The 26,103-nt window shown below is 70.9% G+C and carries 26 protein-coding genes and 1 pseudogene; 22 read left to right on the top strand and 5 right to left on the bottom strand.

The window, feature by feature from the left end; translation table 11 throughout:
* Positions 1–6: 6 nt before the first annotated feature.
* Positions 7–1,806 carry an ABC transporter ATP-binding protein gene (locus tag H5397_RS01100; protein ID WP_182814457.1) on the bottom strand — a complete coding sequence of 600 codons (1,800 nt, stop codon included), beginning with the start codon at positions 1,804–1,806 and terminating at the stop codon, positions 7–9.
* Positions 1,807–1,858: 52 nt separating this feature from the next.
* Here H5397_RS01100 and H5397_RS01095 point away from each other — a divergent pair, with 52 nt between their 5' ends.
* The 13 genes from H5397_RS01095 to H5397_RS01035 all read left to right on the top strand — a co-directional run bounded on the left by H5397_RS01095 (position 1,859) and on the right by H5397_RS01035 (position 13,496).
* Positions 1,859–2,281 (top strand): MarR family winged helix-turn-helix transcriptional regulator, encoded by a 423-nt coding sequence (locus H5397_RS01095; RefSeq protein ID WP_182814456.1) that lies wholly within the window; start codon positions 1,859–1,861, stop codon positions 2,279–2,281.
* Between the two features lie 147 nt (positions 2,282–2,428).
* Complete coding sequence (locus H5397_RS01090) at positions 2,429–3,388, top strand: hypothetical protein (RefSeq protein WP_182814455.1); 960 nt, start codon at positions 2,429–2,431, stop codon at positions 3,386–3,388.
* Positions 3,389–3,623: 235 nt separating this feature from the next.
* Positions 3,624–4,196, top strand: a complete 573-nt coding sequence (locus tag H5397_RS01085) for a hypothetical protein (protein WP_182814454.1) — start codon at positions 3,624–3,626, stop codon at positions 4,194–4,196.
* A 107-nt stretch (positions 4,197–4,303) separates the two neighbouring features.
* Entirely contained in the window at positions 4,304–5,299 is a 996-nt protein-coding gene (locus tag H5397_RS01080) for a metal ABC transporter substrate-binding protein (protein ID WP_182814453.1), read from the top strand.
* A gap of 11 nt (positions 5,300–5,310) precedes the next feature.
* Positions 5,311–6,159, top strand: coding sequence for a metal ABC transporter permease (locus H5397_RS01075; protein ID WP_182814452.1), 849 nt, complete (start codon positions 5,311–5,313; stop codon positions 6,157–6,159).
* Positions 6,156–6,977, top strand: a complete 822-nt coding sequence (locus tag H5397_RS01070; protein WP_220491870.1) for a metal ABC transporter ATP-binding protein — start codon at positions 6,156–6,158, stop codon at positions 6,975–6,977. Before H5397_RS01075 ends, H5397_RS01070 begins: the two co-directional genes overlap by 4 nt.
* Before the next feature lie 45 nt (positions 6,978–7,022).
* Positions 7,023–7,967: a hypothetical protein gene (locus H5397_RS01065; RefSeq protein WP_182814451.1), complete on the top strand. Its 945-nt coding sequence runs from the start codon at positions 7,023–7,025 to the stop codon at positions 7,965–7,967.
* 9 nt (positions 7,968–7,976) lie between these two features.
* Positions 7,977–9,233, top strand: coding sequence for a sensor histidine kinase (locus H5397_RS01060; protein WP_182814450.1), 1,257 nt, complete (start codon positions 7,977–7,979; stop codon positions 9,231–9,233).
* Positions 9,230–9,916, top strand: coding sequence for a response regulator transcription factor (locus tag H5397_RS01055; RefSeq protein ID WP_182814449.1), 687 nt, complete (start codon positions 9,230–9,232; stop codon positions 9,914–9,916). Before H5397_RS01060 ends, H5397_RS01055 begins: the two co-directional genes overlap by 4 nt.
* A gap of 224 nt (positions 9,917–10,140) precedes the next feature.
* Positions 10,141–10,524: a hypothetical protein gene (locus tag H5397_RS01050; RefSeq protein ID WP_182814448.1), complete on the top strand. Its 384-nt coding sequence runs from the start codon at positions 10,141–10,143 to the stop codon at positions 10,522–10,524.
* Between the two features lie 74 nt (positions 10,525–10,598).
* Positions 10,599–11,087, top strand: a complete 489-nt coding sequence (locus tag H5397_RS01045; RefSeq protein ID WP_182814447.1) for a hypothetical protein — start codon at positions 10,599–10,601, stop codon at positions 11,085–11,087.
* Between the two features lie 158 nt (positions 11,088–11,245).
* Positions 11,246–12,133, top strand: coding sequence for a ribonuclease HI family protein (locus H5397_RS01040; protein WP_182814446.1), 888 nt, complete (start codon positions 11,246–11,248; stop codon positions 12,131–12,133).
* A gap of 91 nt (positions 12,134–12,224) precedes the next feature.
* The gene (locus tag H5397_RS01035) at positions 12,225–13,496 is read left to right on the top strand and encodes a citrate synthase (protein ID WP_182814445.1); all 1,272 of its coding nucleotides are present in this window, start codon (positions 12,225–12,227) and stop codon (positions 13,494–13,496) included.
* Between the two features lie 343 nt (positions 13,497–13,839).
* Here H5397_RS01035 and H5397_RS01030 read toward each other — a convergent pair whose 3' ends face one another.
* Positions 13,840–14,523 (bottom strand): FCD domain-containing protein, encoded by a 684-nt coding sequence (locus H5397_RS01030; protein ID WP_220491869.1) that lies wholly within the window; start codon positions 14,521–14,523, stop codon positions 13,840–13,842.
* Positions 14,524–14,775: 252 nt separating this feature from the next.
* Here H5397_RS01030 and H5397_RS01025 point away from each other — a divergent pair, with 252 nt between their 5' ends.
* Positions 14,776–16,182, top strand: a complete 1,407-nt coding sequence (locus tag H5397_RS01025; protein WP_182814443.1) for a serine/threonine-protein kinase — start codon at positions 14,776–14,778, stop codon at positions 16,180–16,182.
* 12 nt (positions 16,183–16,194) lie between these two features.
* Here the strand turns inward: H5397_RS01025 and H5397_RS01020 are convergent, their stop codons facing one another.
* Positions 16,195–17,583: a serine hydrolase gene (locus H5397_RS01020; protein WP_182814442.1), complete on the bottom strand. Its 1,389-nt coding sequence runs from the start codon at positions 17,581–17,583 to the stop codon at positions 16,195–16,197.
* Positions 17,584–17,994: 411 nt separating this feature from the next.
* Here H5397_RS01020 and H5397_RS01015 point away from each other — a divergent pair, with 411 nt between their 5' ends.
* The 6 genes from H5397_RS01015 (at position 17,995) to H5397_RS00990 (ending at position 24,114) form a co-directional block, all read left to right on the top strand.
* Complete coding sequence (locus H5397_RS01015) at positions 17,995–20,196, top strand: NADP-dependent isocitrate dehydrogenase (RefSeq protein ID WP_182814441.1); 2,202 nt, start codon at positions 17,995–17,997, stop codon at positions 20,194–20,196.
* Between the two features lie 77 nt (positions 20,197–20,273).
* On the top strand, positions 20,274–21,011 hold the full coding sequence (locus tag H5397_RS01010) for a trimeric intracellular cation channel family protein (protein ID WP_182814440.1): 738 nt from the start codon (positions 20,274–20,276) through the stop codon (positions 21,009–21,011).
* Positions 21,011–21,373 carry a hypothetical protein gene (locus tag H5397_RS01005; RefSeq protein ID WP_182814439.1) on the top strand — a complete coding sequence of 121 codons (363 nt, stop codon included), beginning with the start codon at positions 21,011–21,013 and terminating at the stop codon, positions 21,371–21,373. Before H5397_RS01010 ends, H5397_RS01005 begins: the two co-directional genes overlap by 1 nt.
* Before the next feature lie 10 nt (positions 21,374–21,383).
* Positions 21,384–22,274 (top strand): patatin family protein, encoded by an 891-nt coding sequence (locus H5397_RS01000; protein WP_243760873.1) that lies wholly within the window; start codon positions 21,384–21,386, stop codon positions 22,272–22,274.
* Between the two features lie 10 nt (positions 22,275–22,284).
* The gene (locus tag H5397_RS00995; protein WP_182814438.1) at positions 22,285–23,454 is read left to right on the top strand and encodes an amidohydrolase; all 1,170 of its coding nucleotides are present in this window, start codon (positions 22,285–22,287) and stop codon (positions 23,452–23,454) included.
* Positions 23,455–23,463: 9 nt separating this feature from the next.
* Positions 23,464–24,114 (top strand): cation transporter, encoded by a 651-nt coding sequence (locus H5397_RS00990; protein ID WP_309224241.1) that lies wholly within the window; start codon positions 23,464–23,466, stop codon positions 24,112–24,114.
* 19 nt (positions 24,115–24,133) lie between these two features.
* Here H5397_RS00990 and H5397_RS19005 read toward each other — a convergent pair whose 3' ends face one another.
* Positions 24,134–24,610, bottom strand: coding sequence for a C40 family peptidase (locus tag H5397_RS19005; RefSeq protein WP_208091130.1), 477 nt, complete (start codon positions 24,608–24,610; stop codon positions 24,134–24,136).
* Positions 24,538–24,789 (bottom strand): annotated as a pseudogene (locus H5397_RS19000) (S-layer homology domain-containing protein); the annotation flags it as partial. The pseudogene H5397_RS19000 and the gene H5397_RS19005, both read right to left, overlap by 73 nt.
* A gap of 122 nt (positions 24,790–24,911) precedes the next feature.
* On the opposite strand from H5397_RS19000, the gene H5397_RS00975 reads away from it, so the two are divergent.
* Both H5397_RS00975 and H5397_RS00970 read left to right on the top strand, forming a co-directional pair.
* A complete protein-coding gene (locus H5397_RS00975; RefSeq protein WP_182814437.1) occupies positions 24,912–25,172 on the top strand; it encodes an iron-sulfur cluster repair di-iron protein, ric in 261 nt (86 codons plus the stop codon).
* 33 nt (positions 25,173–25,205) lie between these two features.
* Positions 25,206–25,913 (top strand): DNA methyltransferase, encoded by a 708-nt coding sequence (locus H5397_RS00970; RefSeq protein WP_182814436.1) that lies wholly within the window; start codon positions 25,206–25,208, stop codon positions 25,911–25,913.
* Positions 25,914–26,103 lie beyond the last annotated feature (190 nt).

Below are 26,103 nucleotides of genomic sequence, written 5' to 3'. Positions count from 1 at the left end.
TCCAGCCTACGACGCGAGGAGCGCGTACCTGCCCTCTGCGGCGAGAAGCTCCTCGTGGGTGCCGCGTTCGACGATGCGCCCACGCTCGAGGACGATGATCTCGTCGGCGTGCCGCACCGTGCTGAGGCGGTGCGCGATGGTGAAGGTCGTGCGCCCTTCGGCGAGGGTGTCGAGGGCGGCCTGGAACTCGCGCTCGGTCTCGGTGTCGAGGGCGCTGGTGGCCTCGTCGAGCACCAGGACCCGCGGATCGGCCAGCAGCGTGCGGGCGACCGCCACGCGCTGGCGCTCGCCGCCGGAGAAACGGTGGCCGCGGGCGCCGACGATGGTGTCGAGGCCGTCCGGCAGGCGGCGGACGGTCTCCCCCACCTGGGCCGCGTCGAGGGCGAGCCAGAGGTCGGCGTCCGAGGCGTCGGGCTTGGCCTGCAGCAGGTTGTCGCGGATCGAGGTGTGCGAGAGGTAGGTGTCCTGGGTGACGACGCCGATCGCGCCGGCGAGGTCGGCCGAGGACAGGTCGCGCAGGTCGACGCCGTCGAGGGTGACGCGACCGGCGGTGGGGTCGGCGAGGCGGACCAGCAGCGTGGCCAGCGTCGACTTGCCCGAGCCGGTCTCGCCGACGACCGCGATGGAGCGGCCGGGCGTGAGGTCGAGGTCGATGCCGTTGAGCACGTCGACCTCGCCATCGGGGTAGCGGTAGGAGACGCCCTCGAAGCGGACGTGGCCGGTGACCTGGTCCTTGGGCAGCGGGGTGGGGTTGGCGGGCTCCTTGACCTCGATCGGGAGGTCGAGGTAGCCGAAGATGCGGCTGAGGAGGGCCATCGAGCTGATCCACTGGGCGCCGACGTTGAGCAGGCCCATGATCGGGCGGAAGATCTGGCTCTGCAGCGCGGTGAACGCGACCACGGTGCCGATCGTGATGTTGCCGGTGATGGCCGGGAATCCGGCGGCGAGGTAGATGAGCGCCGGGATGGCGGCGAAGATGATGCCCATCGTGGCCATGCGCCAGCGCCCGGCGAGCTGGCTCTGGACCTCGAGGTCGACCAGCTGGGACGAGGTGTCAGCGAAGGCGTCGACGCGGGACTGGGTGGCGCCGAGGGTCTTGGTGAGCATCGCGCCGTTGACGCTGAGGGCCTCGTCAACCTGCGCGTGCAGGTCGGCCATAGCGCGCTGGCGCTGGGTGGTGATCTCGCGGCGGACCAGCGCGACCTTGCGGGTCAGCGCGATCGCCGGCGGGAGCACGATGAGCGAGAGCAGGGAGAGGCGCCAGTCGAGGACGACCATGGCGACCGCCGTTCCGACGGCGGTGGTGAGGTTGGACGCGACCGACGTGGCGGTCGTCGTGATCACCGACTGCAGGCCGGCGATGTCGTTGATGAGGCGGGACTGGATCTCGCCGCCCCGGGTGCGCTTGAAGAAGCTGATGGACTGCTTCTGGATGTGGCTGAACACGTCGGTGCGCAGCGCGCTCATGACCCGCTGGCCCATCGTGGTGGCCAGCCAGGTCTGCACGACGCCGAGCACGGCGGTGAGGATCGCGACGGCGACCATGCCGCCGACGAGCCACGCGAGCAGTTCGGTGTTGCGGTTCGGGAGTGCGTCGTCGATCACGGCGCGCAGCAGGAACGGCTGCGCGAGGCCGACGATGGACGCCGCGACGACCGCGGCGATGACGATGGACAGGGCCCCCGCGTGGGGCCGGAAGAGTGCGGCGACCCTGGCCGCGGAGACGGGCGATTCGATGAGCTGCGCACGGTCGCGCGGGTCGATCCGCTGTGGTCCGCGCACGTCGTGCATCTGCATCTCGCTCATGGGCGCCTCCTTTCGATATGCTGAGGTTACCTCATCAACACTGGAGGGTCTCGTGGATATTCCCGACACCGAGCTGGCCGACCTGATCCTGCGCGCGGCGCGGCGGTTGCGCCGCGCGAACGCCGTGGAGCTGGTCGGGTTGCCGGTCAACCCCCATCAGGCACGCGCACTGCGCGTGATCGCGCGTCTCGAGCCTGTGCGCATGGCCGATCTCGCCGAGCGCCTGCACGTGGCGCCGCGCTCGGCAACCGACGTCGTGGAGTTCCTGGTCGGCGGCGGCTGGATCGAGCGCTCCCCCGACCCGGGCGACCGGCGTGCGCGGCTGTTGTCGCTGACCGACGCCGGCCGCGCGCTACTCGACGAGGTCCTGGACGCCCGCACGCGCGCCGCCGAAGAGATGCTGTCGTCCTTGCCCGACGCCGCCCGGGGGGCCTTGGCGAGCGCTCTGACACAGCTCACGGGCAAGGACGGATAACGAACCGACAACCTTCGCCGGCCTCCGGCGAGACGGGGTTGCAACCCTGCCGCCGGGTGATGATAGGTTCGACACAACGTCGAGGGTCGGGGGACCCGAGACGTTCACACCAGTTGTGAATTCTTGAACCCCGAGGAGACTCGCATCATGTCTGACCCCGCCAAGATTGGCGTGTCCCGGCGCACCCTGGCCAAGGGAGCCGCGTGGACTGTCCCCGCAGCCGCCGTCGTTGCAGCCGCCCCCGCCTACGCCGCCTCCTTGAGGATTGACCCGGGCATCAACGGCTGGGTCCGCGTCAGTTACTCGGACACAGGTTGGTGTTCCCATCGCCTGACGTACGACTCCGACATCAGTGGGGTCGGCCCGGACGGGGCGCCCTACGGTCTCTATCTGTATGACGTCACGCCCGGCTCGACCATCACCAATGCCAAGATCACCCTGTGGATTCGCGGGAACAACAACGCATCCTGGACCAACCTGAACGGACACTCTTCTTGCTGGGGCAGCGCCGTCCGCGGCACGCCGGCCACCAAGCCCGATGGCGCCACCTACACCCCCTACACGTGGACCTACAGCTGCCCGATCAACCCGGCGAACGTCAGCCCTGATGGTCGGCTGTACCTTGGGCACTTCCGGGCGCAAGCAGACGTCACCCTGGCGTGGGGGATCTGCGACAACGTCTGCCTCTGGGCCCAGCGTTCGATCGACGTGGCCCTGCCCGGCGAGAACCCCGAGACCCTGACGTTCCAGCGCAAGATCGGCTTCGCCGATTGTGAGGGCCAGAGCGCTCCGCGGAGCCGCCGCGGCGCCGACACCGATGGGCTCGAATCCCGGCGTGCGGAGCTCAAGGCCGAGCTGGAGCAGCTCCAGAGCAAGGCCGATGCGGCCGCCGACTCGGTCGCAGCCCAGGCCTCCGAGCAGGTCGATGACGAGCAGGACAGGAAGGCCGAGAGCGCTGCACCGGAGAAGGCGTCCGTGTCGTCCGGCGACCTCGAGCGCACAGCCGCCATCGAGGCCGAGATCGAGGAGATCGACGCCGAGATCGCAGCAGCCGGGAAGGTGGCGTCCGAGGAGGCAACCTTCCCGGACGCCACCCTGTCGGCCTGACGCGAGCCGCTCGGCCACCCGGTGGGTGGTGGCCGAGCGCAGGGCGGTTGTTGCCCAATCGTTACCGTTGCCGCGCTGGCAAGCGGGTTTCACGCGGGCAATCGCCTTGCGCGAGCCGGGCAAAACGCTGACATGTTGATCTCGAAGAACTTTCGCATGCACTAAGGGGACCCACCGCCATGACCGAACAGACCCAGTCCGGCATCTCTCGCCGCACACTCGCCAAGGGCGCCGCTTGGAGCGTCCCAGCCGCCGCCGTCGTTGCCGTCGCACCCAGCGTCGCCGCTGCCGTGCGTGTCCTATACGTTCAGAAAACCCGAAGGCCTGCAAGGCCCCGGGCAAGAACAACCGCGACTACCACCTCGTTCTACTGGTCTGCAACAACTGCCCCAACAGCATCACGATTGATTTCGTTGTTCAAACGCTGAAGTTGAACAACGGCGTCACGCTCATGGCTCTGTGCGGCACCACCCTTCCCCGCTCCGTCGAACTGACGATCGCCAGCAAGCAGTGTGCAGAAGTTGATCTCGGTTGGTTCAAGTCCTCGCGAGGCAACCCGAGCACGATCATGGGCTACGACGCAGCTGGAAACCTTCTGTTCTCAGCCGACGCCCCGCCGACGCACGAGCAGTGCAAGTGCGGCACGCAGAGCCCGGAAGCTGCGTCGGCCCAGGAGGCCCCCGCCGCCACGGAGCAGGCTCCGGCTGTAGAGCCGGCCGCCGACAAGGTCGAGGCCCCGGCCGCTGAGGTCAAGGAGACACCCGCTGCCGAGGCTCCGGCCAGCGACGTCACCGAGGAAACGAACTGATCTCACGATCACCGCAAAGGCCCGCGAGTTCGCTCGCGGGCCTTTCGCATGCGGCAACAAAGCAACACGAGTTGAGAATGGTTATCAATAGCCTCTAGTCTGTACGGGTGCGTTCAACCATCCTCGCCGTCCCGCTCCTGCTGACACTGGCCGCGTGCTCACCCACGCCCGCGGCGTCCGAGTCGGCGAGCGAACAGACCAGCCAAACCCCCGTGGCGATCGCCACCACGACGCAACTCGGGTCGATCCTCAGCGACATCACCCAGTGCGCCGGCACCACGTCAAGCACGCTGATGGGCCCCGGCGACGACCCGCACGACTTCTCGGTGTCGTCACGTGAGGTGGCCGACCTGACCAAGACCAAGCTGGTGGTCGCCAACGGCCTCAACCTGGAATCTGGCCTGCAAGCCGCCCTCGACGGCGCCAAGGCTGACGGCGCGACGATCTTCGAGGTGGCTCCCCTGCTCGACCCGCTCACCTACGCGTCCATCGAGGAGGAGCAGGCCGCGCAGCACGCCGGGCACGGCCACGCCGCCGAACCCGCCGACGGGCACACCGACGAGCACGCCCACGGCGAGTACGACCCGCACGTCCACATGGACGTCGCGCGCATGGCCAAGGCCGCGGGCCTGATCGGCGCCGAACTCGCCAAGGTCACCGGCGACGACGCCTACACCACCTGCGGCACCCAGGTCGAGCAGAAGCTGCAGGCCACCGACGCGCAGGTCCGGGAGATCCTGGCGTCCATCCCGGCCGAGAAGCGCGTGCTGGTCACCGACCACGAGGCGTACAACTACTTCGCCCACGCGTACGACTTCGAGATCGCCGGCGTCGTGATCCCCGGCGGCAGCACGGACGCCGAGCCCAGCTCGGCCGAACTCGCCGACCTGGTGAAGGTCGTCCAGGAGGACAAGGTCTCGGCGATCTTCTCCAACAACACCGTGAACCCGCGCCTGGTCGAGGCCGTGGCCGCCGAGGCGGGCACCGACCTAGCGGTCGTCCAGCTGTACGAGGGCTCGGTCGGCCCCCAGGGATCCGGCGCCGAGACCTACGCCGACATGATGCTCGCCAACGCCCGGCTCATCGCCGACGCCCTGAAGTAGGTTGTGACCTCGTGGATTGGTTCCTCGAGCCCTTTCTCCTGGGCTTCCAACAACGCGCGCTCATCGGCGGTCTCGCCGCCGGGGTGATGAGCTCGGTCGTCGGCGTCTGGCTCGTCCTGCGCGGCATGAGCTTCTTCGGCGACGCCTTCGTGCACGGCGTCCTGCCCGGCATCGCGGCGGCGACGATCTTCGGCTTCAACCCCTACCTCGGCGCGGCCGTCGCCGCGATCGTGATGGTCGGCGGCATCGAGCTGATCCACCGCCAGACGGCGCTGAAGGAGGACACCGCCATCGGCCTGCTGTTCGTCGGCATGATGGCGCTGGGTGTCGCGATCATCAGCAAGTCGAGTTCGTACACGGGGTCGCTGACCAACATCCTGTTCGGCGATATCTTCGGCGTGAACGCCGAGACGCTCACCGCGATGGCCGTGCTCGGCACGCCAGTGCTCCTCGGCTCGCTGCTGCTCTACCGCCCGCTCCTCGCCCTGAGCTTCTCCCCCACCAAGGCCAAGACGCTCGGAATGAGCCCGCGCTTCACCCACGCGGCCCTCCTGATGCTGATCGCCACGGCCGTGATCGCGAGCTTCCAGGCCGTGGGCACGCTGCTGGTGTTCGCCCTGCTCGTCGGCCCGCCGGCCACGGCCGCGCTGGTCACGCGCACCATCCCGCAGATGTTCGTCACCTCGGTCGTTCTCGCGTCGTTCACCGTCTGGCTCGGGCTGGTCCTCAGCTACCACTGGGGCACCGCCGGCGCGGCCACCATCGCGCTCGTCGCCATCGCCCTGTTCTTCCTCGTGCTGGCGGTCAAGCCGCTGTTCCGCCGGCGCGAGCAGCCCGCCCCGAAGGAGGTGGCCGCATGAACCCCGACGAGGTGACCACCAACGGGATCATGGTCGAGGCGTCCGACCTCGTGCTGGGGTACGAGCGCAACATCGCGGTCAAGCACTCGAGCTTCACGGTCCCGCACCAGAAGGTGACGGCGATCATCGGCCCCAACGGGTCGGGCAAGTCGACGATCCTGAACGCGATCGCGGGCGTCATCGAGCCGCTGGCCGGCACGATGAGCGTGTTCGGGCGCAAGCCCGGCGGCCGCGGCAGCCAGGTGTCGTACGTGATGCAGTCGCTGGCGTTCCCGGAGGGGACGCCGATCACGGCCCGCGAGGCCGTCGGCATGGGCCTGTACCCCAAGCTCGGCTGGTTCGGACGCCCCAGCACCGAGGACCGCTCCCGCGTGGCCCGCGCCATGGAGCGCCTCAAGGTCACCGACCTCGCCGACCGACACCTGGACGAGCTGTCCGGCGGCCAGCGGCAGCGGGTCTTCGTCGCCCAGGGCATGGCCCAGCCGCACGAGGCGCTGCTGCTGGACGAGCCGCTGACCGGCCTCGACATCCTGTCGGCGCGCACCATCGACGAGATCATCCACACCGAGCGCGACCGCGGCCACGCGGTGGTGCTGACCACGCACGACCTCGACGAGGCACGCGCGGCCGACTGGGTGATCCTGATGAGCGGGCACGTGGTTGCGTACGGGCCGCCAGCCGAGGTACTTACGCGCCACAATCTCGAGACCGCCTACGGGCTGGGCTCGCTGCACGCAGCCGAGAGCGCCTTCATCGACGACCCGCACCTGGACATCGAGCACGGGCACGAACACGGAAGGCACCAGCACCCGCACTGAGTTAGGGTAGGGCCTGCCTACTACAACGAGTCGGAGTGCTTTGCCATGATGGTCCCCCGCTGGGTCACCCTTCTGTTCCGTGCCGCTGGCCTGTTCACGCTGTTCGCCGTCATCGGGGGGTCGCTCGTCGCGGCTACCGAGTCCGGCTTCGAGTGTGGCAACTGGCCGGGCTGTGACGTCGACGCGATCCTCCCGGGCGGCGTGGTCAACGAGATCCTGTACCGCAACCCCTGGATCGAGATGACCCACCGCGCCTCGGCGATCCTCTCCGGGCCGCTCGCGCTCATCGCCGGCATCGTGGCACTCCGGATGCGCAACATCCACCCGTTGGCCAAGGTGCTGCCCTGGGTGACGGTCGTCGGCGCGTTCATCGCCGGCTTCGTCGGCCGCGGCATCGTGCTGGGCGAGGTCTACCCGACGTGGGTTGGGGCCCTCGACCTCGGCGCGGCGCTGGTCGCCCTCGCCGCCATGACGACCGCCGCGATCCTCGTCGAGCGGACGCCGGCGCAGTGGTTCTCCTCGCGCGCCGGCCTGTTCGCCTGGGGCGCCGTCGGCACCCTCCTCGTCATGCACCTCACCAGCCTGTGGGCCGCCGGCCCCGGCTCCTACACCCGCGTCGTCAGCTGGCCCGTGTGGAACATCGTCCACGCCGACGCCCACGGCTCCTTCGCCGCCCAGATCGCGCGCTTCCCGATGCTGGTGCTCGCCGTCGTGCTGATCGTCCTGGCGGTCCGCGAGGCCCGCGCGCTCGGCGTCGTGGTCGAGGGTTACGCCGCCCTGGCCTTCGCCGCTGCCTGCCTGCTCTTCGGCGCGATCATCGGCTTCACCGGGACCGACACCCTCGGCGTCCCGCTCGCCATGTGCGCGGTGGGCGTGTTCTTCACCATGGTCCTGATCGCCGCCCGCTCCTCGGTGCTGGCCACCGCCCCATCCCGCGGGATGAGCGACACCACCCCGGCGTCTGAGGCAAGGGGTGGCGTCCGCCCCTAGGCTGGCCGGGTGACCGCCCGACCGAGCTTCCGGCTGCCCCGGCCGCGGCCGCTCGACTACGTGTGGGCGGCCCTGCTGGGGTTCTTGGTGCTGCTGGCGCCCGGCACCCTGTACATCGACGGGGCGGGGTCGACCGTCTCGAACTGGGCGATGTTCGGGTGGGGCCTGCTGTACGTGCTGCCGCTCCTGTGGCGCCGCGCCGACCCCGACCTCGCCACGCTGGCGGTGCTCCCGGCCCACCTGGTCCAGCTCGCCGTGGTGAACGCCCCCAACGCCGGCAACATCACCGTGCCCCTGATGATGTTCACGGTGGCCGCGTACGGACGCCTGAGGTACCGCCTGTGGTGGCTCGCGTTCGGCGGGTTCACCTCGCTCGTCGCCGCCGCCGACTGGACGTTCGGCTCCGCCTGGGAGCGCAACACCATGGGCACGGGGGGCGAGCCGGTCGCGTCCCTGATCGCGGTGTCGGTCGTCACCTTCCTCGGCCTCGCCTCGGTGGTCGCCGCGAGCTGGGCGCTCGGTGCGTTCGTCCGGGCGCGCAACGAGGCCCGCGCGGCCTCCCAGGACGCCGTGACGGCCCAGACCCTCCAGCACCAGCAGGCGATCCTCCTGGCCGCCACCCAGGAGCGCCAGCGCCTCGCCCGCGAGATGCACGACGTCGTGGCCCACTCGCTTGCGGTGATCGTCGTGCAGGCCGACGGCGGCGCCTATGCGGCGTCGATGGACGGCGACCCGGCCATGCGCCTCGCGACCGCCGAGAAGGCACTCGCCACAATCCGCTCGACCGCTTCCGACGCCCTGACCGAGACCCGGCGTCTCGTGGGTGTGCTCCGCTCGGACCAGGGCACCGAGCTCGCCCCGGCGTCCGGCCTCGGCGACATCTTCGGCCTCGTGCAGGGGCTGGCCGACGCCGGCCGCGACGTGCGCATGCAGGTGACCGGCGACCCGGCCCTGCGCCGCCACCTCTCCCCCGGCCTCGAGCTGGCCGTGTTCCGCATCGTGCAGGAGGCCCTGACCAACGCGGTCAAGCACGCCGGCGAGGACGCCTCCGTGCTCGTGCACCTCCACCACGCCCAGGCCGAGCTGATCGTCCAGGTGCGCGACACCGGCGTCGGCGCCGGACCCACCGACGGCCTCGGCCACGGCCTGGTCGGCATGCGCGAGCGCGTGTCGGCCTTCGGCGGAACCCTCTCCGCCGTCGACCATCCTGACGGCGGCTTCGTCGTCACCGCCCGAATCCCGACCCCGCAAGGAGCGATGTCATGACCGAACCGCAACCGATCCGCCTCGTGCTGGCCGACGACCAAGAGCTCGTCCGCCTCGGGTTCCGCATGGTGCTCGACGCGCAGGCCGACATGACGGTCGTCGCCGAGGTGGGCAACGGTCAGGACGCCGTCCGCGCGGTCTCCGCGCCTGCCGGCTGCGACGTCGTGCTGATGGACATCCGCATGCCGATCATGGACGGCGTCGAGGCCACCCGCCGCATCGTCGCCTCGGGCGCCGCCGCGAAGGTGCTCGTGCTCACGACGTTCGACCTCGACGAATACGTCTACTCGGCGCTGCAGGCGGGCGCCTCAGGGTTCCTGCTCAAGGACGCCGGTCCGGCCGAGCTGCTGGCCGGCATCCGTGCCGTGCACTCGGGTGAGGCCGTCGTGGCGCCCTCGGCGACCCGCCGCCTGTTGGAGCGCTTCGTGCCGATGATGCCCGGCGACGCCTCGACGGGGAAGTCGCCCGAGGAGCGCCTCGGCGTGCTCACCGAGCGCGAGCGCGAGGTGCTGACGCTCGTCGGCACCGGCCTGACGAACTCGGAGATCGCCCAGACGCTGTTCCTCGCCGAGGCGACCGTCAAGACCCACATCGGCCACATCCTGGCCAAGCTCGCCCTGCGCGACCGCGTCGGCATGGTGGTCTTCGCCTACGACACCGGCCTGGTGCTCCCCCAGCCGTAAGGCGTCCCGTGGGGCCCGCTCGTCGCCGGGCTCCTCGTCCTCGTCCTCCTCCGGAGTGCACTTCGAGGCGGCGTTTCTATCGCTGGGGCGATAGTTCTGTGAGCGCGAAGTGCACTCCCGGTGGCGGCGATCAACCTGTGGACGGATTCCCGGACCCGACGCAGGTTGTCCACAAGCCACGAACTCGCTGCACGAAATGGCCGCCTCCTGCCGACATTCCGGGCATGTCGAAGTTCACGTTCCCTGTCATCTTCGGTCAGCGAGGTCTTGCCACCACACAGCAACTGCTCGAGGCCGGGGCGTCCCTCTCCCAGCTGCAGCACCTCGTGCGCAGCGGCCGTCGCATCCTGCGCACCGTGTACTCCCCGCGCCCAGGTCCCCTCACGGGAGGCGACCTCCTCGTGGCGGCGTCCCTGTGGGCCGGCCCGCGCTCGGTTCTGACCGGGCTCCATGCACTACAGGTGCACGGATTCGCGTACGACCACGAGTTCCCCATCACGTCATTCCTGGTCCCGAACACCGCACGCGCCCGCGTCCGAGGGGCGGGTTCGAGACAGTCCGGACCAAGCGTCTACCCGCGCCGGTCCTGCGCGACGACCTCCGCATAGCCCCCGTCGAACGGGCGCTGGCGGACGCCAACCGCCTGCGTCAGCTCTCCGACCGGCACCTCAGAGGCGTGGCCATGGCCATCCTGCAGAACCGGCGCACCAGTGCGGATCGGCTCGCCAGCGAGATCGAGTACGGACGCCCCAACGCCACGGGTGGCATGGTCGAGGCGGTGGTGGACTTCCGTCGGGGGTCGTGGTCCGTCGCCGAGGCTGAGTTGGCGGTCCTCGTCCGCGAGCACCCGGACCTGCCCCGCATGGTGCAGAACCCGAGGCTGGTGACAGCCGGCGGCAAGAGGATCGGTACCCCCGACGGCTACTTCCCCGACGCCGGGGTCGTGGTGCAGGTGCACTCGCGGAAGTACCACGACGGATTCACCGACACGGGAGGGGACAAATTCGCCTCCACCATGGAGAAGGACCTCGACTACCAGACCTTCGGGATCGTGGTCGTCCCGGTTGCGCCCACAACGCTTCGCGACACACCCGGGACCTTCATCGGGAAGCTCGCCTCAGTCGTTCTCCCGCGGCTCGGATGGCAATCGGATGACGTCCTGATCGCCTGAGATCCCGGGAAGGCTCGGACAGCACAGGCGGCACAGGCGGCACGGGGTGCCCCCGCGCCCGGGGGGGGGGTGTGCACTTCGCGCTCACAGAACTATCGCCCCAGCGATAGAAACGCCGCCTCGAAGTGCACCCCTGGGGGGTGGGGCAGAATGGCCGGGTGATCATTGCTGCCGCCGACGGGTCGTCGCTGTCCAACCCCGGTCCCGCGGGGTGGGCGTGGTTCATCGACGGCGACCGCTGGGCCGCCGGGGGCTGGAAGCACGGCACGAACAACATGGGCGAGCTCATGGCGGTGCTCGACCTGCTCCGGCAGACCAAGGGCGCCCAGGACGACCTCCTGGTCTTCTGCGACTCCCAGTACGTGATCAACTCCCTCACCAAGTGGATGCCGTCGTGGAAGCGCCGCGGCTGGAAGAAGGCCGACGGCAAACCCGTACTGAACGTCGAACTCCTCAAGGAGCTCGACGCCGAACTGGTCGGCCGTCGCATCACCTTCGAGTGGGTCAAGGGCCACGCCGGCCACGAGCTCAACGAGGCAGCCGACGCCCGCGCGCGGGCCGCGGCGGTGGCCTTCCAGAAGGGCCTGCCCGTCGACGAGGGCCCCGGCTTCTCCCCCGACGTCGTCCGGACGCCGACCCCCGATGTCTCCCCCGGCCCGGTCCGCGAGCCGGACCTCTTCGACGCCGCCCCGGACCCCGCACCCGACGAGGACGAGCACCCCGTCGTCGCGCTGCAGCGCAGCTGGCTCTCGGACGCCGTGCGCTCCGACCGGTCCGCCGCCGAGGCGCTCCTCCACCCCCGGTTCATGGAGCACGACGTCAACGGCAGGGCGTCCGGGAAGGGCCGCACGCTCGCCACGCTGAAGCCCCATGAGGACCCGATCACCGTCGAGGTCGAGGGCGTCGACGAGCTCGCCCCGTGGGTGGTGCAGCTCCGCTGGCGCGCGCGCTCGCGCAGCGCGGTCAGCCTGCGCAGCTCGATCTGGGTCAAGACCAACGACACCTGGCGGCTCCGCTTCGAACAGCAGACGCCGACCGCTCGCTGAGTCGGGCGGACGGCGTCCGACAAGAAGACACGAAGTGCCCAGCACGTGAGCCACTCCCCACGCTTCAACTTTCACAACTACGGTGCGTCGTATGACCGACATCCTCTCGATCAGCAGCGGCGGGGCGAGCTTCGACCTCCCGATCACCGACGGAACGATCAAGGCGACCGACCTCAAGCAGGTCAGCACGGCCCAGGGCCCCCTCGCCACCTACGACCCCGGCTTCATGAACACCGCCGCCTGCCGCAGCGCGATCACCTACATCGACGGCGACGCGGGCATCCTGGAGTACCGCGGCTACCCCATCGACCAGCTGGCCGCGAGCGCGACGCACCTGGAGGTGGCCTACCTGCTGCTCAAGGGCGAGCTGCCCAACGCCGACCAGCTCGCCGCGTGGGAGAACACGGTCAACACCCACCGCTTCGTGCACGAGAACGTGGGCAACTTCATCCGCTCCTACCGGCACGACGCGCACCCGATGGCGAAGATGATGGCCGCGGTGGCGTCCATGCAGACCTTCTACCCCAGCTCGCGCCGCTTGGAGGACCCCGAGGCCCGCGAGATGAACATCGTGCGCCTGATCGCGAAGATCCCGACCATGGCGGCGTGGGCCTACCGCCACTCGATCGGCCGCCACTACGTCTACCCCAACGACGAGCTGGGCTACGTCGACAACTTCCTGGCCATGCTGTTCCAGAGCCAGCAGCGCGTCTACAGGGCCGACCCGCGGGTGTCGCGGGCGATGGAGATCCTGTTCATCCTGCACGCCGACCACGAGCAGAACTGCTCCACCAACGCCGTCCGCGCGGTCGCCTCGGCGGGCAACGACGTCTACACCTCGGCCGGCGCCGGCATCGGCGCCCTGTTCGGCCCGCTGCATGGCGGAGCCAACGAGGCCGTGCTGAAGATGCTGCGCGAGATCGGCTCGGTCGACCGCGTGCCCGAGTTCGTCGAGGGCGTCAAGAACGGCAAGGCCCGCCTGATGGGCTTCGGGCACCGCGTCTACAAGAACTACGACCCGCGCGCCCGCATCATCAAGAAGGCCTGCGACGACGTGTTCGAGGTGACCGGGGTCAACCCGCTGCTCGAGATCGCCGTCGAGCTGGAGCGGATCGCTCTGGAGGACGAGTACTTCATCAAGCGCCGCCTCTACCCGAACGTGGACTTCTACTCGGGCCTGATCTACGAGGCGCTCAAGTTCCCCGCCGAGATGTTCACCGTGCTGTTCGCCGTGCCCCGCACCGCCGGGTGGGCGGCCCAGTGGCTCGAAGGCGTCACCGACCCCGAGCAGAAGATCATGCGCCCCAAGCAGATCTACACCGGCCACCGCGAGCGCGACTTCGTGCCGGTCGACCAGCGCTGACCCGTGCCGTCGGGCTGCTACCAGGGCAGCCCGACGGTGGCGGACGCCACCCCAACCGCTGCACCCACGATCAGGGCTGGACCCATCATCAGCGCGGGCAGCAGCGTAAGCACCAAGGGGAATGACACCGCATCTCGCGGGCTTGGGTGTGCAGCACGTCGGCCACCGGGATGCCGTATTCCTCGGCCTGGATGGTGGCGTCTAAGCCGAGGCCCGACTCGACCCGGCGGTCAGACGGTGCGCACCATCATGAAGGACGGCGATTCGGTCGACCTGGGCGACCTCACCCTGCACTGGACGAGCCAGCGGTCTCGCACGCTCGGCATGGTGAACGACGGCTTGGTCAGCTGACCGGGACCTCCAGAAACTCCACGTCGACCTCGACGTCCAGGGGGATCGGGGCACCGACCAGGTGGGGTGAGTCCATCCGGGGGGCACCGACGAGGCGCAGCCGGTCGATCAGGGTCTCCGCGAGCGACTCGACCCCGGCGAAGTCACCGGCCGCGATCAGGTCGACGATGCGGGCGTCGGGGCGCAGGGAGTCGCTCAGGACGCCCTGCTCGACGGGCACCCGCAATCCGTCGTAGGCCGTGCGCAGCCGCAGTTCGGTGCACAGCCGGGCGAGTTCGGCGTTCGGGTGCAGGGACAGCAGGGTCGCCACGAACGCGTCGTCGGCCCGACGGAACGCCAGGTAGTCGCGGGCAGCGACGGCCGCCTCCACTCCCTCGGCCAGGTGTCGCAGGGTGATCAGGTCGACCGGCCGCGCGTGCTCGGCGGCCGTCCGCAGCGCCATGGGCTCGAGCATCCGCCGGATCTGGACGATCCCGTCACCGGGGGCCTCGACGCGGTCGCGCACCCGGACGGCGTGCTCACCCACCCGCTCGAGGAAGCCGTCGCGACCGAGTTCCATGAGCACCAGCAGGGTCACGGAGGCGTCGGCGCGGAGCAGGTCGGCGATCCGGTCGATCTCGATCGGCTCGTCGGTGGGGATGCTCCCGTCCACGACCATCATGCGCAGCCGCGCCACGAGGTGGGCAGGTGGTCGCGGTGCGCGTCTGTCCGAGCTTGCCTTCACATGCACGGCCTGACCTTTCCGGTGTCGCCCCTGCGGGGCGGTGACACGATGGTAAACGCTCCTGGCGCCCCGTTCAGCCGGTTGCACTGTTGTCGTCCGATGTCTGGCCGCACGCGGGCGTGGCGACCGTCCCGCCCCTTTGCCACAGCCCCGGAGGACGGCGCCCGATTCGGCCCGCACCCCAGCGGCGTGGACAATGGTGCGGTGCACGAAGGGATGCTGCTGGACAAGCGCTACCGCCTGGATGCCCGGATCGGGCACGGCGCGGCCGGCGACGTCTGGCGCGCCCACGACCTGCACCTCAACCGGGTGGTCGCCGTCAAGACCGTGCGCATGGGGCCGGGTTCCGGGGACGTCCCGCTGGCCCGCTTCCGCCGCGAGGTGGACGCCGCGGCCAGCCTCAACCACGCCAACGTCGTCTCCCTCCACGACGCCGGCCAGGACGACCACGTGGCCTACCTCGTCATGGAGCTGCTCGACGGCCCGTCGGTCGCCGAGACCGTTGCCACCGACGGCCCCCTGCCCCTCGACCGGGGCCTGGCCATCGGGGAGTCCGTGGCGCGGGGGCTGGCGTCGGCCCACGCCGCCGGCATCGTGCACCGCGACATCAAGCCGGCCAACGTGGTCTTCCACGACGGGTCGGTCAAGGTGGTCGACTTCGGCATCGCCCGGCTCACCGAGGGCAACGGTGAGACGCTCACCCAAGCGGGCTTCACCACCGGCACCGCCGCCTACCTGTCCCCCGAGCAGGCGCGCGGGGACAAGGTCGACGCGGCGTCCGACGTCTACTCGCTGGGCTGCCTGCTGGTCGCACTGTTCACCGGGCAGCCGCCGTTCCCCCGCGACCTGCCGGTCGCGCAGGCCCTGGCCCACCTCACCGACACCCCACCCCGGCTGACCGAGCGGCGCCCCGACCTCCCGCCCGAACTGGACGCGCTGGTCGCGCGCATGCTCGCCAAGGAGCCCGCCGAACGGCCCACGGCGTCCGAGGTCGCCGACGCGCTGGCCCACCTCGCCGCCGGGGACCGGACCGCCGTCATGCCGGCCGTGCTCACCGCCCCGACCCGGCCTGCGCGGCGCTGGCCCCTGGCTGTGGCGGCCGCGATCCTCGTCCCGGCGCTCGCGCTGGGCGGCTGGTGGGCGCCCCGGTCCGAGCCCGGGTCGGCACCCGTCAGCCCGACGCCGAGCGCCGCCACCTCCGCGGTCGTGAGCGCCGAGCCCACCGCGGTCGGGACGCCCGCGCCCACACCCTCGCCGTCCGCCACCGCGGATGCGGTCTGGACACCCGCCCCGGCACCCACGCGCACCAGCGCACCCCCCGCCCGGCCCCCGGCCACGACGCGGCCGGTGAACCCGGCGCCGGCTCCGGCGCCCTTCAGCCTCGGCGCGGCGAAGACGGCGATCGACAACGCAATCGGCGGCGTCTCCAACCCGGGCGGACGCCGCCAGCTCGAGCGGGCGTGGGGATCGCTGCAGTCGGGCATGACGGCCGCGAACGCGGGCTCGCGGCTCGACCAGCTCGCTGCCACTGCCCGCAACACGACCCAGCTCTCGCGCGACGAGCTCAACGCCATCCTGGGCGCGATCGCGTCCGCGAAGGGGCGGCTCTGACCCGACAGCGGGTCAGTCGACCGGGGCCAGCCCGTACAAGGAGTCTGCGCCGAGGGGCTTCGGGCCCACCCATTCGGTGCGCCCGGACCCGTCGTCCCGCAGCCTGACCAGCAGGCTGTGCGGGGCGTCCAGCGCGACCACGTGGCCGACCCAGTGGCCCCACCCGACCCACGCCCCCGACGCCGCGACGCGCAGCGTGCGGCCCGACCAGCGCATGGTGCCGGTGCGCCACTCCCCGAACCCGACCGGGAGCTGGTGGTCGCCGCCGTACTGGTCGACCCAGCGCAGCTGCCAGCCGTCGGCGTCGTCGACCAGCCGCCACCGGTTCGTGCGGTTCTCGAAGGTGAGCCCGACGGTCGCGCCGCGCTCGCCCCACACCGTCGGCAGGCGCAGGGACGCCAACCGCTCGGCCAGGCCGTCCCCGGCGTCCGGTGCCCGGTCGAAGGCCGGGAGCAGGCTGGCCCACACCTCGTCGAGGACCTCCTGCATGCGCTCGGTGGAGGCGGTCAGCACCAGCACGGCGTCCTGGGCGGGCATCACGACGCCGAACTGTCCGAACGCGCCGTCGCCGCGGTACCCGCCGCGGGTGTCGTGCCACACCTGCCAGCCGTAGCCCTGCGCCCAGTCGGGCTCGGCCCAGGAGTCGGTCTCGACGTGGCGCTGCCGGTGCCGGGTCACCCACTCCACGGGCAGCAACCGCTCCCCCGCCGCGACGCCGTCGTCGAGCAGCAGCTGGAAGAAGCGGGCGATCCCCTCGGGGCGGACGTGCAGGCCGGAGAAGCCCAGGACGCGCCCGGCTGGGTCGGTGTCCCACGCCGTGCCCGTGATGCCCAGCGGGGTGAACACGCGGTCGACGAGCAACTCGTGGACGGTGCGGCCGGTGGCGTGCCGCACCACCTCGGCCAGCGTCCACGTGGCGAACTGGTTGTAGCAGAAGGTCGCGCCCGGGACCCCCTCGGGCTCAGTCGCCAGGGCCACGCGCCACGGCTGGCGCCCGGCCAGCCGGGAGATGCGGGGGTTGAACACGTCGTCGCGCGTGTGGCCGGTGGCCATGGCGAGGCAGTCGCGGACCCGGATGCGGGAGGCGACGGGGCCCGCGGCGTCCACCACGTCGGCGAAGAGGTCGACCAGCAGGTCGTCGTAGGAGAACGCGCCGTCGGCAACGGCGAGCCCGACGGCCGCGGAACAGAAGGTCTTGGACAGCGAGTAGACCAGCGGCGCGTGCTCGGGACGGTGCGGCGCCCACGTCCCCTCGGCGACCACCTTCCCGTGCCGAACGAGCATCAGCGAGTGCATCGTGATGTGCCGGCGGGCCAGTCCGTCCAGGAGGTCGTGGACGCCGCGCGGGTCGACTCCGACCTCGTGGGGAAGCGCGCGGGGAAGCAGCCGGTCGGTGGTCACTGGAACAGTCTGGCACGTTCTCCACAGGTTGCTGGGTATGGCTTGTGGACGTGGGGACGCTGCCCTGTGGAGGGCCGGACTCCCCTGTGGACGACACGCCGTGGCGCTTGCCGCGGCCGACACCGGGCGCTAGGAATGTCCCTACACGCCGCCGCTGCGGTGGTGTGGGATGGCTCGACAAGAGGTGGCAATCGGTGGCCTGCAGTCCACCACTCCATCCGGGTGACGTGGATGGGGGGCACTTCCTCGGGTCATCGGCCGGAATCGTCACACCATCTCCGGCCAGAAGAGAGTCGAAACGGGTCCCTGCCGCTCATACCGGCGGGGGCCCGTTCCGTTCCGGGTGGTGGCGGCGAAACGCTAGGGTGGACGGGACACGACTGGGACAACTCAAGGGAGACTCGAGTCCGCATGGCCAAGATCATCTACACGCTCACCGACGAGGCACCGCTGCTCGCCACTTACTCCCTCCTTCCGATCGTCGAGGCCTTCACCTCGACCGCCGGTGTGGAGGTCGAGACCCGCGACATCTCGTTGGCCGGCCGCATCCTGGCTGCCTTCGCCGACAGGCTGCCCGACGACCAGCGCACGGCCGACGCCCTCGCCGAGCTCGGTGAGCTCGCCAAGACGCCCGAGGCCAACATCATCAAGCTGCCGAACATCTCGGCCTCCGTCCCCCAGCTGAACGCGGCCATCGCCGAGCTGCAGGCCCTGGGCTACGACCTGCCCACCTACGAGGAGGCCTCGGCCGAGGACAAGGCCCGCTACGACAGCGTCAAGGGGTCGGCCGTGAACCCGGTCCTGCGCGAGGGCAACTCCGACCGCCGCGCCCCCGCCGCGGTCAAGAACTACGCCCGCAAGCACCCGCACTCGATGGGTGAGTGGTCGGCCGACAGCAAGACCCAGGTCGCCACCATGGGTCGCGACGACTTCCGCAGCAACGAGCAGTCGGTGATCATGCCCGAGGCCGACACCCTGCGCATCCAGCTCGTCGACTCCGCCGGCGAGGTCTCGGTGCTCAAGGGCGATCTGAAGGTGCTCGAGGGCGAGGTCGTCGACGCGACCGTCCTGCGCGCCGCGTCGCTGGACGCCTTCCTGCGCGAGCAGGTCGAGAAGGCCAAGGAGCTCGGCGTCCTGTTCTCGGCGCACCTGAAGGCCACGATGATGAAGGTCTCCGACCCGATCATCTTCGGCCACGTCGTGAAGGCCTTCTTCCCGGCCACGTTCGCCCAGTTCGGCGACGAGATCGCCGCCGCCGGCCTGTCCCCGAACAACGGCCTCGGCGCCCTGATCGACGGGCTCGAGGCGCTGGGTGGCGGCGGGGAGGAGATCCTCGCCTCCCTCAAGACCGAGCTCGCCAACGGCCCCGCCCTGGCGATGGTGAACTCCGACAAGGGCATCACCAACCTGCACGTCCCCTCCGACGTGATCGTGGACGCCTCGATGCCGGCCATGATCCGCATCGGCGGCAAGATGTGGGGCCCCGACGGCAAGGAGGCCGACACCCTCGCGGTCATCCCCGACTCGTCCTACGCCGGCGTCTACCAGGCCGTCATCGACGACTGCAAGGCCAACGGCGCGTACGACCCCGTGACCATGGGCTCGGTGCCCAACGTCGGCCTGATGGCCCAGGCGGCCGAGGAGTACGGCTCGCACAACAAGACGTTCGAGATCACCCAGGCCGGCAAGGTCCAGGTCGTCACGGCGTCCGGTGAGGTGCTCATGGAGCACGACGTGCAGCCGGGCGACATCTGGCGCGCCTGCCAGACCAAGGACGCCCCGATCCGCGACTGGGTGAAGCTGGCCGTGACCCGCGCCCGCGTCTCCGACACCCCGGCCATCTTCTGGCTGGACAACGAGCGCGCCCACGACCGCAACCTCATCTCGCTGGTGGAGAAGTACCTCGCCGACCACGACACCGAGGGCCTCTCCATCGAGATCATGAGCCCGGTCGAGGCCACCAAGAAGTCGATCGAGCGCATCCGCCGCGGCGAGGACACGATCTCGGTGACCGGCAACGTGCTGCGCGACTACAACACCGACCTGTTCCCGATCCTCGAGCTCGGCACGTCGGCCAAGATGCTGTCGGTGGTCCCGCTGATGAACGGCGGTGGCCTCTTCGAGACCGGCGCCGGCGGCTCGGCCCCCAAGCACGTGCAGCAGCTGGTCGAGGAGAACTACCTCCGTTGGGATTCGCTGGGTGAGTTCCTGGCGCTGGCCGAGTCGCTGCAGCACCTGGCCCGCAGCGCCGGCAACGACCGCGCCGCGGTGCTCGGCAAGGCGCTGGACGCCGCCACCGGCACGCTGCTCGACGAGAACAAGTCCCCGGCCCGTCGGGTCGGCCAGACCGACAACCGCGGTTCGCACGCGTGGCTGGCGATCTACTGGGCCGAGGAGCTGGCCAAGCAGACCGAGGACGCCGAACTCGCCGCCGCGTTCGCCCCGATCGCGACCGAGCTGCGCGAGAAGGCCGACACGATCGCCGAGGAGATGATCGCGGTCCAGGGCAAGCCGGCCGAGCTGGGCGGCTACTACCGCCCCGACCCCGACAAGACCTCCGCGGTCATGCGCCCCTCCGAGACGCTGAACGGCATCATCGCCAAGCTCGGCTGACCCCGACGGACGACCACGACAGCCCGCGCCGTTGGCGCGGGCTGTCGCCGTTCCGGCCGCGTGCGAGAATCGGCGACGTGATCTGGGACGCCGAGACGATCTTCAGGATCGTGGATGTCACCGGGGTGGTCGCCAACGGGCTCCTCGGGGGTGCCGTGGCCCGCTCGCGGCGCTTCGACATCGTCGGGTTCGCCACGCTGGCGATCATCTCGGGCCTGGGCGGCGGCATGATCCGCGACGTCCTGCTGGGGTCGGGCTACCCCGTCGCCCTGGTCGACCCCGCCTACCTGACCGGCGCCCTCATCGCGGCCGTGATCGCCTACGTCGTCCACCTCGAAGGCGCGCTCGCCCGCCGGGCGCTGGCCCTGTGCGACATGCTCGCGCTGGGCTGCTGGTCGGCCACCGGCACGATCAAGGCGGCCGCCCTGGGCCTGGAGCCGATCCCCTCGATCATGCTCGGCGTCATCACCGCCGTCGGCGGCGGCATGCTGCGCGACGTGCTGGTCGGCAAGACCCCGGCCGTCTTCGGCGGCAACACGCTGTACGCCTCGATCGGCGTGCTGGGCAGCATCGAGGCGCTCGCGCTGTTCCACCTGGGCCACCCGCAGGCCGGCATGGCGGCGTCCATCATCACGTGCGCCGTCCTCGGCCTGCTGGCCCGCCGGCTCGGCTGGATGCTGCCCGAGCCCATCGACTTCCGGCTCAGCGACCTCAGGCTGCGGCCGCTCTCCCCCAAGCGTTCCGTCCAGCGCCTCCGCGACCGCATCGCCCGGCGCGAGGCCGCCGACGTCGACCCCGACGACCCGGACGCCTGATGCGCGTCCTCGTCGTCGACGCCGCCAACGTCATCGGCTCCGTGCCCGACGGCTGGTGGTCCGACCGGCCCGGCGCCGCCCGCCGCCTGCACCACGGCCTGGTGGCGGCCGACCTCGGCTTCGACCGGATCGTGCTCGTCCTCGAGGGGCGCGCCCGCGACGGTGTCCCGGCCGGCACCGTCGGCACCGTCGAGACCGTGCACGCCCCGGCGTCCGGCGACGACGAGATCGTCGCGCAGGTCGTGGCCGCCGACCCCGCCCACGTCACCCTCGCCTCCGCCGACCGCGGCCTCTTGGCGCGCGTGCCGGACGCCGTCCCACTCGGCCCGCGCACCCTCCGGGACCAGCTGCCGGGTCGGTAACCTGAAGAGCGTGCCCACAGCCCCCGTCGTGAACGTGCCCGATGTCGCCCTGGTCTTCGAGGGCGGCGGCATGCGGGCCGCCTACACCTCCGCCGTGGTGGTCGCGCTCGTCGAGGCCGGGCTGGTGTTCCCGTTCGTGGCCGGGATCTCGGCCGGGGCGTCCAACACCGTCAACTACCTGACCGGCGACGCCTGGCGGGCGCGCGCCTCGTTCACGACCTTCGCCGCCGACCCGCAGTTCGGCAACTGGCGGACGTTCGTGCGCGGGCAGGGCCTGTTCAACTCCGACTACATCTACCGGCGCACGTCGGGGCCGGGCGAGGCGCTGCCGTTCAACTACCCCGCCTTCCTGGCCCACCCGGCCGAGTTCGCCATTGAGGCGTTCCGCGCCCGCGACGGCGCGACGGTCCGCTGGGGGCGGGCCGACATCCGCGAGCACCAGGACCTGATGGCGCGCGTACAGGCGTCCTCGACGATGCCCGTGGTGATGCCGCCGGTCGAGATCGACGGCGAGGTCTACGTCGACGGCGCCCTCGGCGCCACCGGCGGCATCGCGATCGACGCCGCCCGCGAGGCCGGCTTCAGCAAGTTCCTCGTCGTGCTCACCCAGGAGCGCGGCTACGCCAAGGGCCCGATGTCGAACCCGTGGTTCTACCGGCGGCACTTCCGCCGGTACCCGTCCGTCGCCGACGCCCTGCTGACGCGCTGGTCGCGCTACAACGCCACCCGCGACGAGTTGTTCCAGCTCGAACGCCAGGGGGACGCCTACCTGTTCGCCCCTGACGCCATGACCGTCTCCAACGGCGAGCGCAACGTCGCCAAGCTGGAGGCCGCCCACGCGCAGGGGCTGGCCCAGATGGCCCGTGAGATGCCCGCCCTGCGGGAGTTCCTGCAGGCCTAGGCTCGGGCGCATGAACGTCGCCATCACCGGGGCCCGCGTCGTCCCCGTCACCGCCGAGCCGTTCGACGGCAAGGTGGTCCTCACCGACGGGCGGATCGCAGCGCTCGGCCCCGACGTCGAGGTCCCCGCGGGGCACGAGGTCGTGGACGCCGCGGGTGCGTGGGTGCTGCCCGGCTTCGTGGACGCCCACGTGCACCTCGGCGTGTGGGAGGAGGGCGAGGGCTGGGCCGGCCAGGACACCAACGAGATGACCGATCCCGTCATGGCCGGCGCCCGCGCGCTGGACGCGATCAACCCCCTCGACCAGGGCTTCGACGACGCCCTGATGGGTGGCGTCACGTCGGTGAACGTGAACCCGGGCTCGGGCAACCCGATCGGCGGGCTGACGGTCGCGATCAAGACCTGGGGCCGCGTGGTCGACGAGATGGTGCTGCGCTCCCCCTCCGGCCTCAAGGCGGCCCTGGGCGAGAACCCCAAGCGCGTCTACGGCGACCAGAAGCGGACGCCCTCGACCCGGCTCGGCACGGCCCTGGTGATCCGCAAGGCGTTCACCGAGGCGCGCAACCACGCCGCCAAGGACGACGCGGAGGGCCACCTCGTCAACGAGGCCCTGCTCGCGGTGCTGAACCGCGAGATCCCCTGGCGCCAGCACTGCCACCGCGCCGACGACATCGCCACCGCCCTGCGCATGGCCGACGAGTTCGGCTACGAGCTCGTCCTCGACCACGGCACCGAGGCCTGGAAGATCGCCGACCTCGTCGGAGGGCGCGGCATCCCGGTGCTGTACGGCCCCCTCATCGTCACCCGCTCCAAGGTCGAGGTACGCGACCGGTCGCTGGCCGCCCCCGGCATCCTCGACCGCGCCGGCTCACCGGTGTCGCTGATCACCGACCACCCGGTCGTCCCGATCGAGTACCTCGTCACGCAGGCGGCCCTCGCCGTCCGCGAGGGCATGGACGTCGACGCCGCCCTGCGCGCGATCACCATCAACCCGGCGACCGTCATGGGCGTGGCCGACCGCATCGGATCCCTCGAGGTGGGCAAGGACGCCGACGTCGTGCTCTGGACCGGCGACCCGCTCGCGCTGGCCAGCCGCGTGCTGCGGACGTGGGTCTCCGGGCGCGAGGTCTACTCCTGGGACGCCACCTCGCGCACCGCGACGTGGGCCAAGCGGTACTGAGGAGCTGCCGTGTGCGACAACGACGTGCACCTCGACCCGGACGCCGACCCGACACTGCGCCGCCAGCTGCGGACGGCGGTCCTGGTCGTCGCCCTGCTGAACCTCGCCTACTTCTTCGTCGAGATCGGCGTCGCCGTCGGCATCGGGTCGGTGTCGCTGTTCGCCGACTCGGTCGACTTCCTCGAGGACACCGCGGTCAACCTGCTGATCTTCGTCGCGCTGGGCTTCACCCTGCGCTGGCGCTCGGTCATGGGCAAGGTGATGGCCGTCATCATCTGCGTCCCGGCCGTGGCCGCGGCGGTGTCGCTCATCCTCAAGGCCGGCAACCCCGAGCCGCCCGACCCGCTGTCGCTGACGGTGACCGCCGGCGGCGCCGTGCTGGTGAACCTCGCCTGCGCGCTCATTCTGGCCCGGTTCCGCGAGCACGGCGGCTCGATGACGACCGCGGCGTTCCTGGCCGCCCGCAACGACGTGCTGGTCAACGTCGCGATCATCGTGATGGGGCTGATCACGGCGGCCACCCTCAGCGGCTGGCCCGACATCGTGCTGGGCGCCATCATCATCGTGCTCAACGTGTCGGCGGCCAAGGAGGTCTGGGAGGCTGCCGAGAACGAGAACCTCGCCGCCCAGGCGATGGCCGGCGACTTCGACGACGACTGAACCGCGGGGCGTCCGGTGGCTACGGGAAGACCCGCTTCACGTACGGCGCGATGTAGCTGATGCCGTACTGCGGGATCACCGTGCGGATGCCGGCGTAGCGGCCGTACGCCTCCATCATGGTCCCGTCGCCCAGGTCGATGGTGACGTGGTGCACCCGGCCGGCCGAGTTGGTGTAGAAGATCAGGTCCCCGCGCCGGCGTTGCGCCACCGGCACCGACTGCAGCCCGGTGTGGGCGTACAACTGCGCGCTGGTGCGGTAGGTGGGCTCGGCGTGCTTGATGACGTCGATCGGCTGCGGGTCCCGCCCGGCGGCGTAGATGGCCTGGAGCACCAGCCCCGAGCAGTCGAAGCCGAGCTCGACTGGCGGCTGGGCGTGAAGGCCGGCGAGCCGACGAAGCGGTAGAGGAAGGCGGCCATCGCCCCGCGCTCGATCGGCAGGGTCGGCCGGTACGTCCGGTCCGACCAGCCCGTGGTGATGCCCTGCGCGGCCGCCCACTCGATGTCGTCGTGGAAGGGTGCACCGCTGGGGACGTCGACGAAGGTGGCGGCACGTGCGCGCGGGGCCGCGAACCCGACGAGGGGCGCCGCGGCCAGCCCGGCGAGCACGGTCCGCCGCGAGAGCTGGGGGGAAACGGCGTGGCGAGCCCGGGGCGTCCCGGTGGGGTCGCTGGTCATGCCGCGAGCCTACGCCCGGCGGGACCCGCTCGGGGGCGGACCCGGACACTTGACGCCCGTCAAGGAACGCCGGGCGCGGGCGTCCTACGGTCGAACCAACACACCGACCCAAGGAAGCCACCATGAGCACCTCAGCCCTCGCCACCGCCCTCGAGTACGCCCCGATCATCGCCCGCGTGCACAGCCACCACCCCGAGCTGGCGCGCATCCGCGACCTGACCGAGGCCGTGGCCACGGCCGAACCGGACGCCGACCTCGCCCCGCTCTTCGCCGAACTCCGCACGCTCACCAACGACTACAAGGCGCCGGCCGACACGTGCGAGACCGTCGAGGCCACCTACCGGGCGCTGGCCTCCGTCGAGGCGGAGTACGCCGGCCGCTGATCCGGTGAGGGCGCGACCGGCTAGCCTGCGGCCATGACCCGGCCCGCCCTGCACGACGACCGGTCCGTGCTGGACGCGCGCCTCACCACGACGCTCGCCGCATTCGTGGCCGCCCACCCGCCCGGTGCCGACGAGGACGTGCACATGGTCCCGGCCGTGGTGGACCACGTGATCGAGCGCCTCACCCAACCCGGCGACGTGGTGCTCGACCCCTTCGCCGGGTTCGGGACCACCCTGGCCCGCGCCGTGGCGCTCGGCCGGCAGGCCTGGGGCGTCGAGCTGCTGCCCGAACGGGTGGCCTACGCACGGGCCCGCACGCCAAGCGCGCTGGTGGTCGAGGGTGATGCCCGCGCCCTGCTGGCCGTCCTCGCCGAGGGCGTGCCCCGGACGCCGCGGGCTGCGGTCGACCTCGTGCTCACCTCGCCGCCGTACATGACCGCCACCGACCACGACGCCGACCCACTCACCGCCTACGAGCTGGACGGGGGCGACTACTCCCGTTACCTGCGCGAGCTGGGGCTCGTGGCCGCCCAGTGCGCCCGGGTGGTGAGGCCTGGCGGGCACGTCGTCTGGAACGTCGCCGACATCCACCACCGGGGCCACACCACGCACCTCATCGCCGACTGCGCCCGCGTGCTGGAGGAGCACCTCGGCCCGGTCACCATCGTCCCCATCGACTGGGACGCCCTCCCCCACGACCTCGTGGCCGACGCGCTGCTGGTGTCCCGGCGTCCGGGCTGACGCGCCAGCGCCCCGCGCGCCAGGTGGCCCGCACAGACGCACCTCGAAAGTGAATCTGCTCCTGCTCAATCGGGTGCAGATTCACCTTCGAGGTGCATCTGTGAGGCGCCGGTCGATTGATCGGGCGTCACCGCCCGACCAGCTCACACGTTGAAGCGGAACGATCACGCGGGGTTTCGACCCGCGTGGA

Origin of the sequence: Propioniciclava sp. MC1683, assembly GCF_014164675.1 — a bacterium.
Classification (GTDB): domain Bacteria; phylum Actinomycetota; class Actinomycetes; order Propionibacteriales; family Propionibacteriaceae; genus Propioniciclava.
The sequence above is the reverse complement of the archived record's forward strand: the minus strand, read 5'-3'. Positions and strand labels throughout refer to the sequence as shown.

Excerpts from the sequence above, each read along its gene's own strand:
- H5397_RS00995 (WP_182814438.1), top strand. The coding sequence starts at position 22,285 with ATGAACGTCGCCATCACCGGGGCCCGCGTCGTCCCCGTCACCGCCGAG.
- H5397_RS00970 (WP_182814436.1), top strand. The coding sequence starts at position 25,206 with ATGACCCGGCCCGCCCTGCACGACGACCGGTCCGTGCTGGACGCGCGC.
- H5397_RS01100 (WP_182814457.1), bottom strand. The coding sequence starts at position 1,806 with ATGAGCGAGATGCAGATGCACGACGTGCGCGGACCACAGCGGATCGAC.
- H5397_RS01070 (WP_220491870.1), top strand. The coding sequence starts at position 6,156 with ATGAACCCCGACGAGGTGACCACCAACGGGATCATGGTCGAGGCGTCC.
- H5397_RS01005 (WP_182814439.1), top strand. The coding sequence starts at position 21,011 with ATGCGCGTCCTCGTCGTCGACGCCGCCAACGTCATCGGCTCCGTGCCC.
- H5397_RS01035 (WP_182814445.1), top strand. The coding sequence starts at position 12,225 with ATGACCGACATCCTCTCGATCAGCAGCGGCGGGGCGAGCTTCGACCTC.
- H5397_RS01015 (WP_182814441.1), top strand. The coding sequence starts at position 17,995 with ATGGCCAAGATCATCTACACGCTCACCGACGAGGCACCGCTGCTCGCC.
- H5397_RS01045 (WP_182814447.1), top strand. The coding sequence starts at position 10,599 with ATGGCCATCCTGCAGAACCGGCGCACCAGTGCGGATCGGCTCGCCAGC.
- H5397_RS01050 (WP_182814448.1), top strand. The coding sequence starts at position 10,141 with ATGTCGAAGTTCACGTTCCCTGTCATCTTCGGTCAGCGAGGTCTTGCC.
- H5397_RS00975 (WP_182814437.1), top strand. The coding sequence starts at position 24,912 with ATGAGCACCTCAGCCCTCGCCACCGCCCTCGAGTACGCCCCGATCATC.
- H5397_RS01065 (WP_182814451.1), top strand. The coding sequence starts at position 7,023 with ATGATGGTCCCCCGCTGGGTCACCCTTCTGTTCCGTGCCGCTGGCCTG.
- H5397_RS01055 (WP_182814449.1), top strand. The coding sequence starts at position 9,230 with ATGACCGAACCGCAACCGATCCGCCTCGTGCTGGCCGACGACCAAGAG.
- H5397_RS01090 (WP_182814455.1), top strand. The coding sequence starts at position 2,429 with ATGTCTGACCCCGCCAAGATTGGCGTGTCCCGGCGCACCCTGGCCAAG.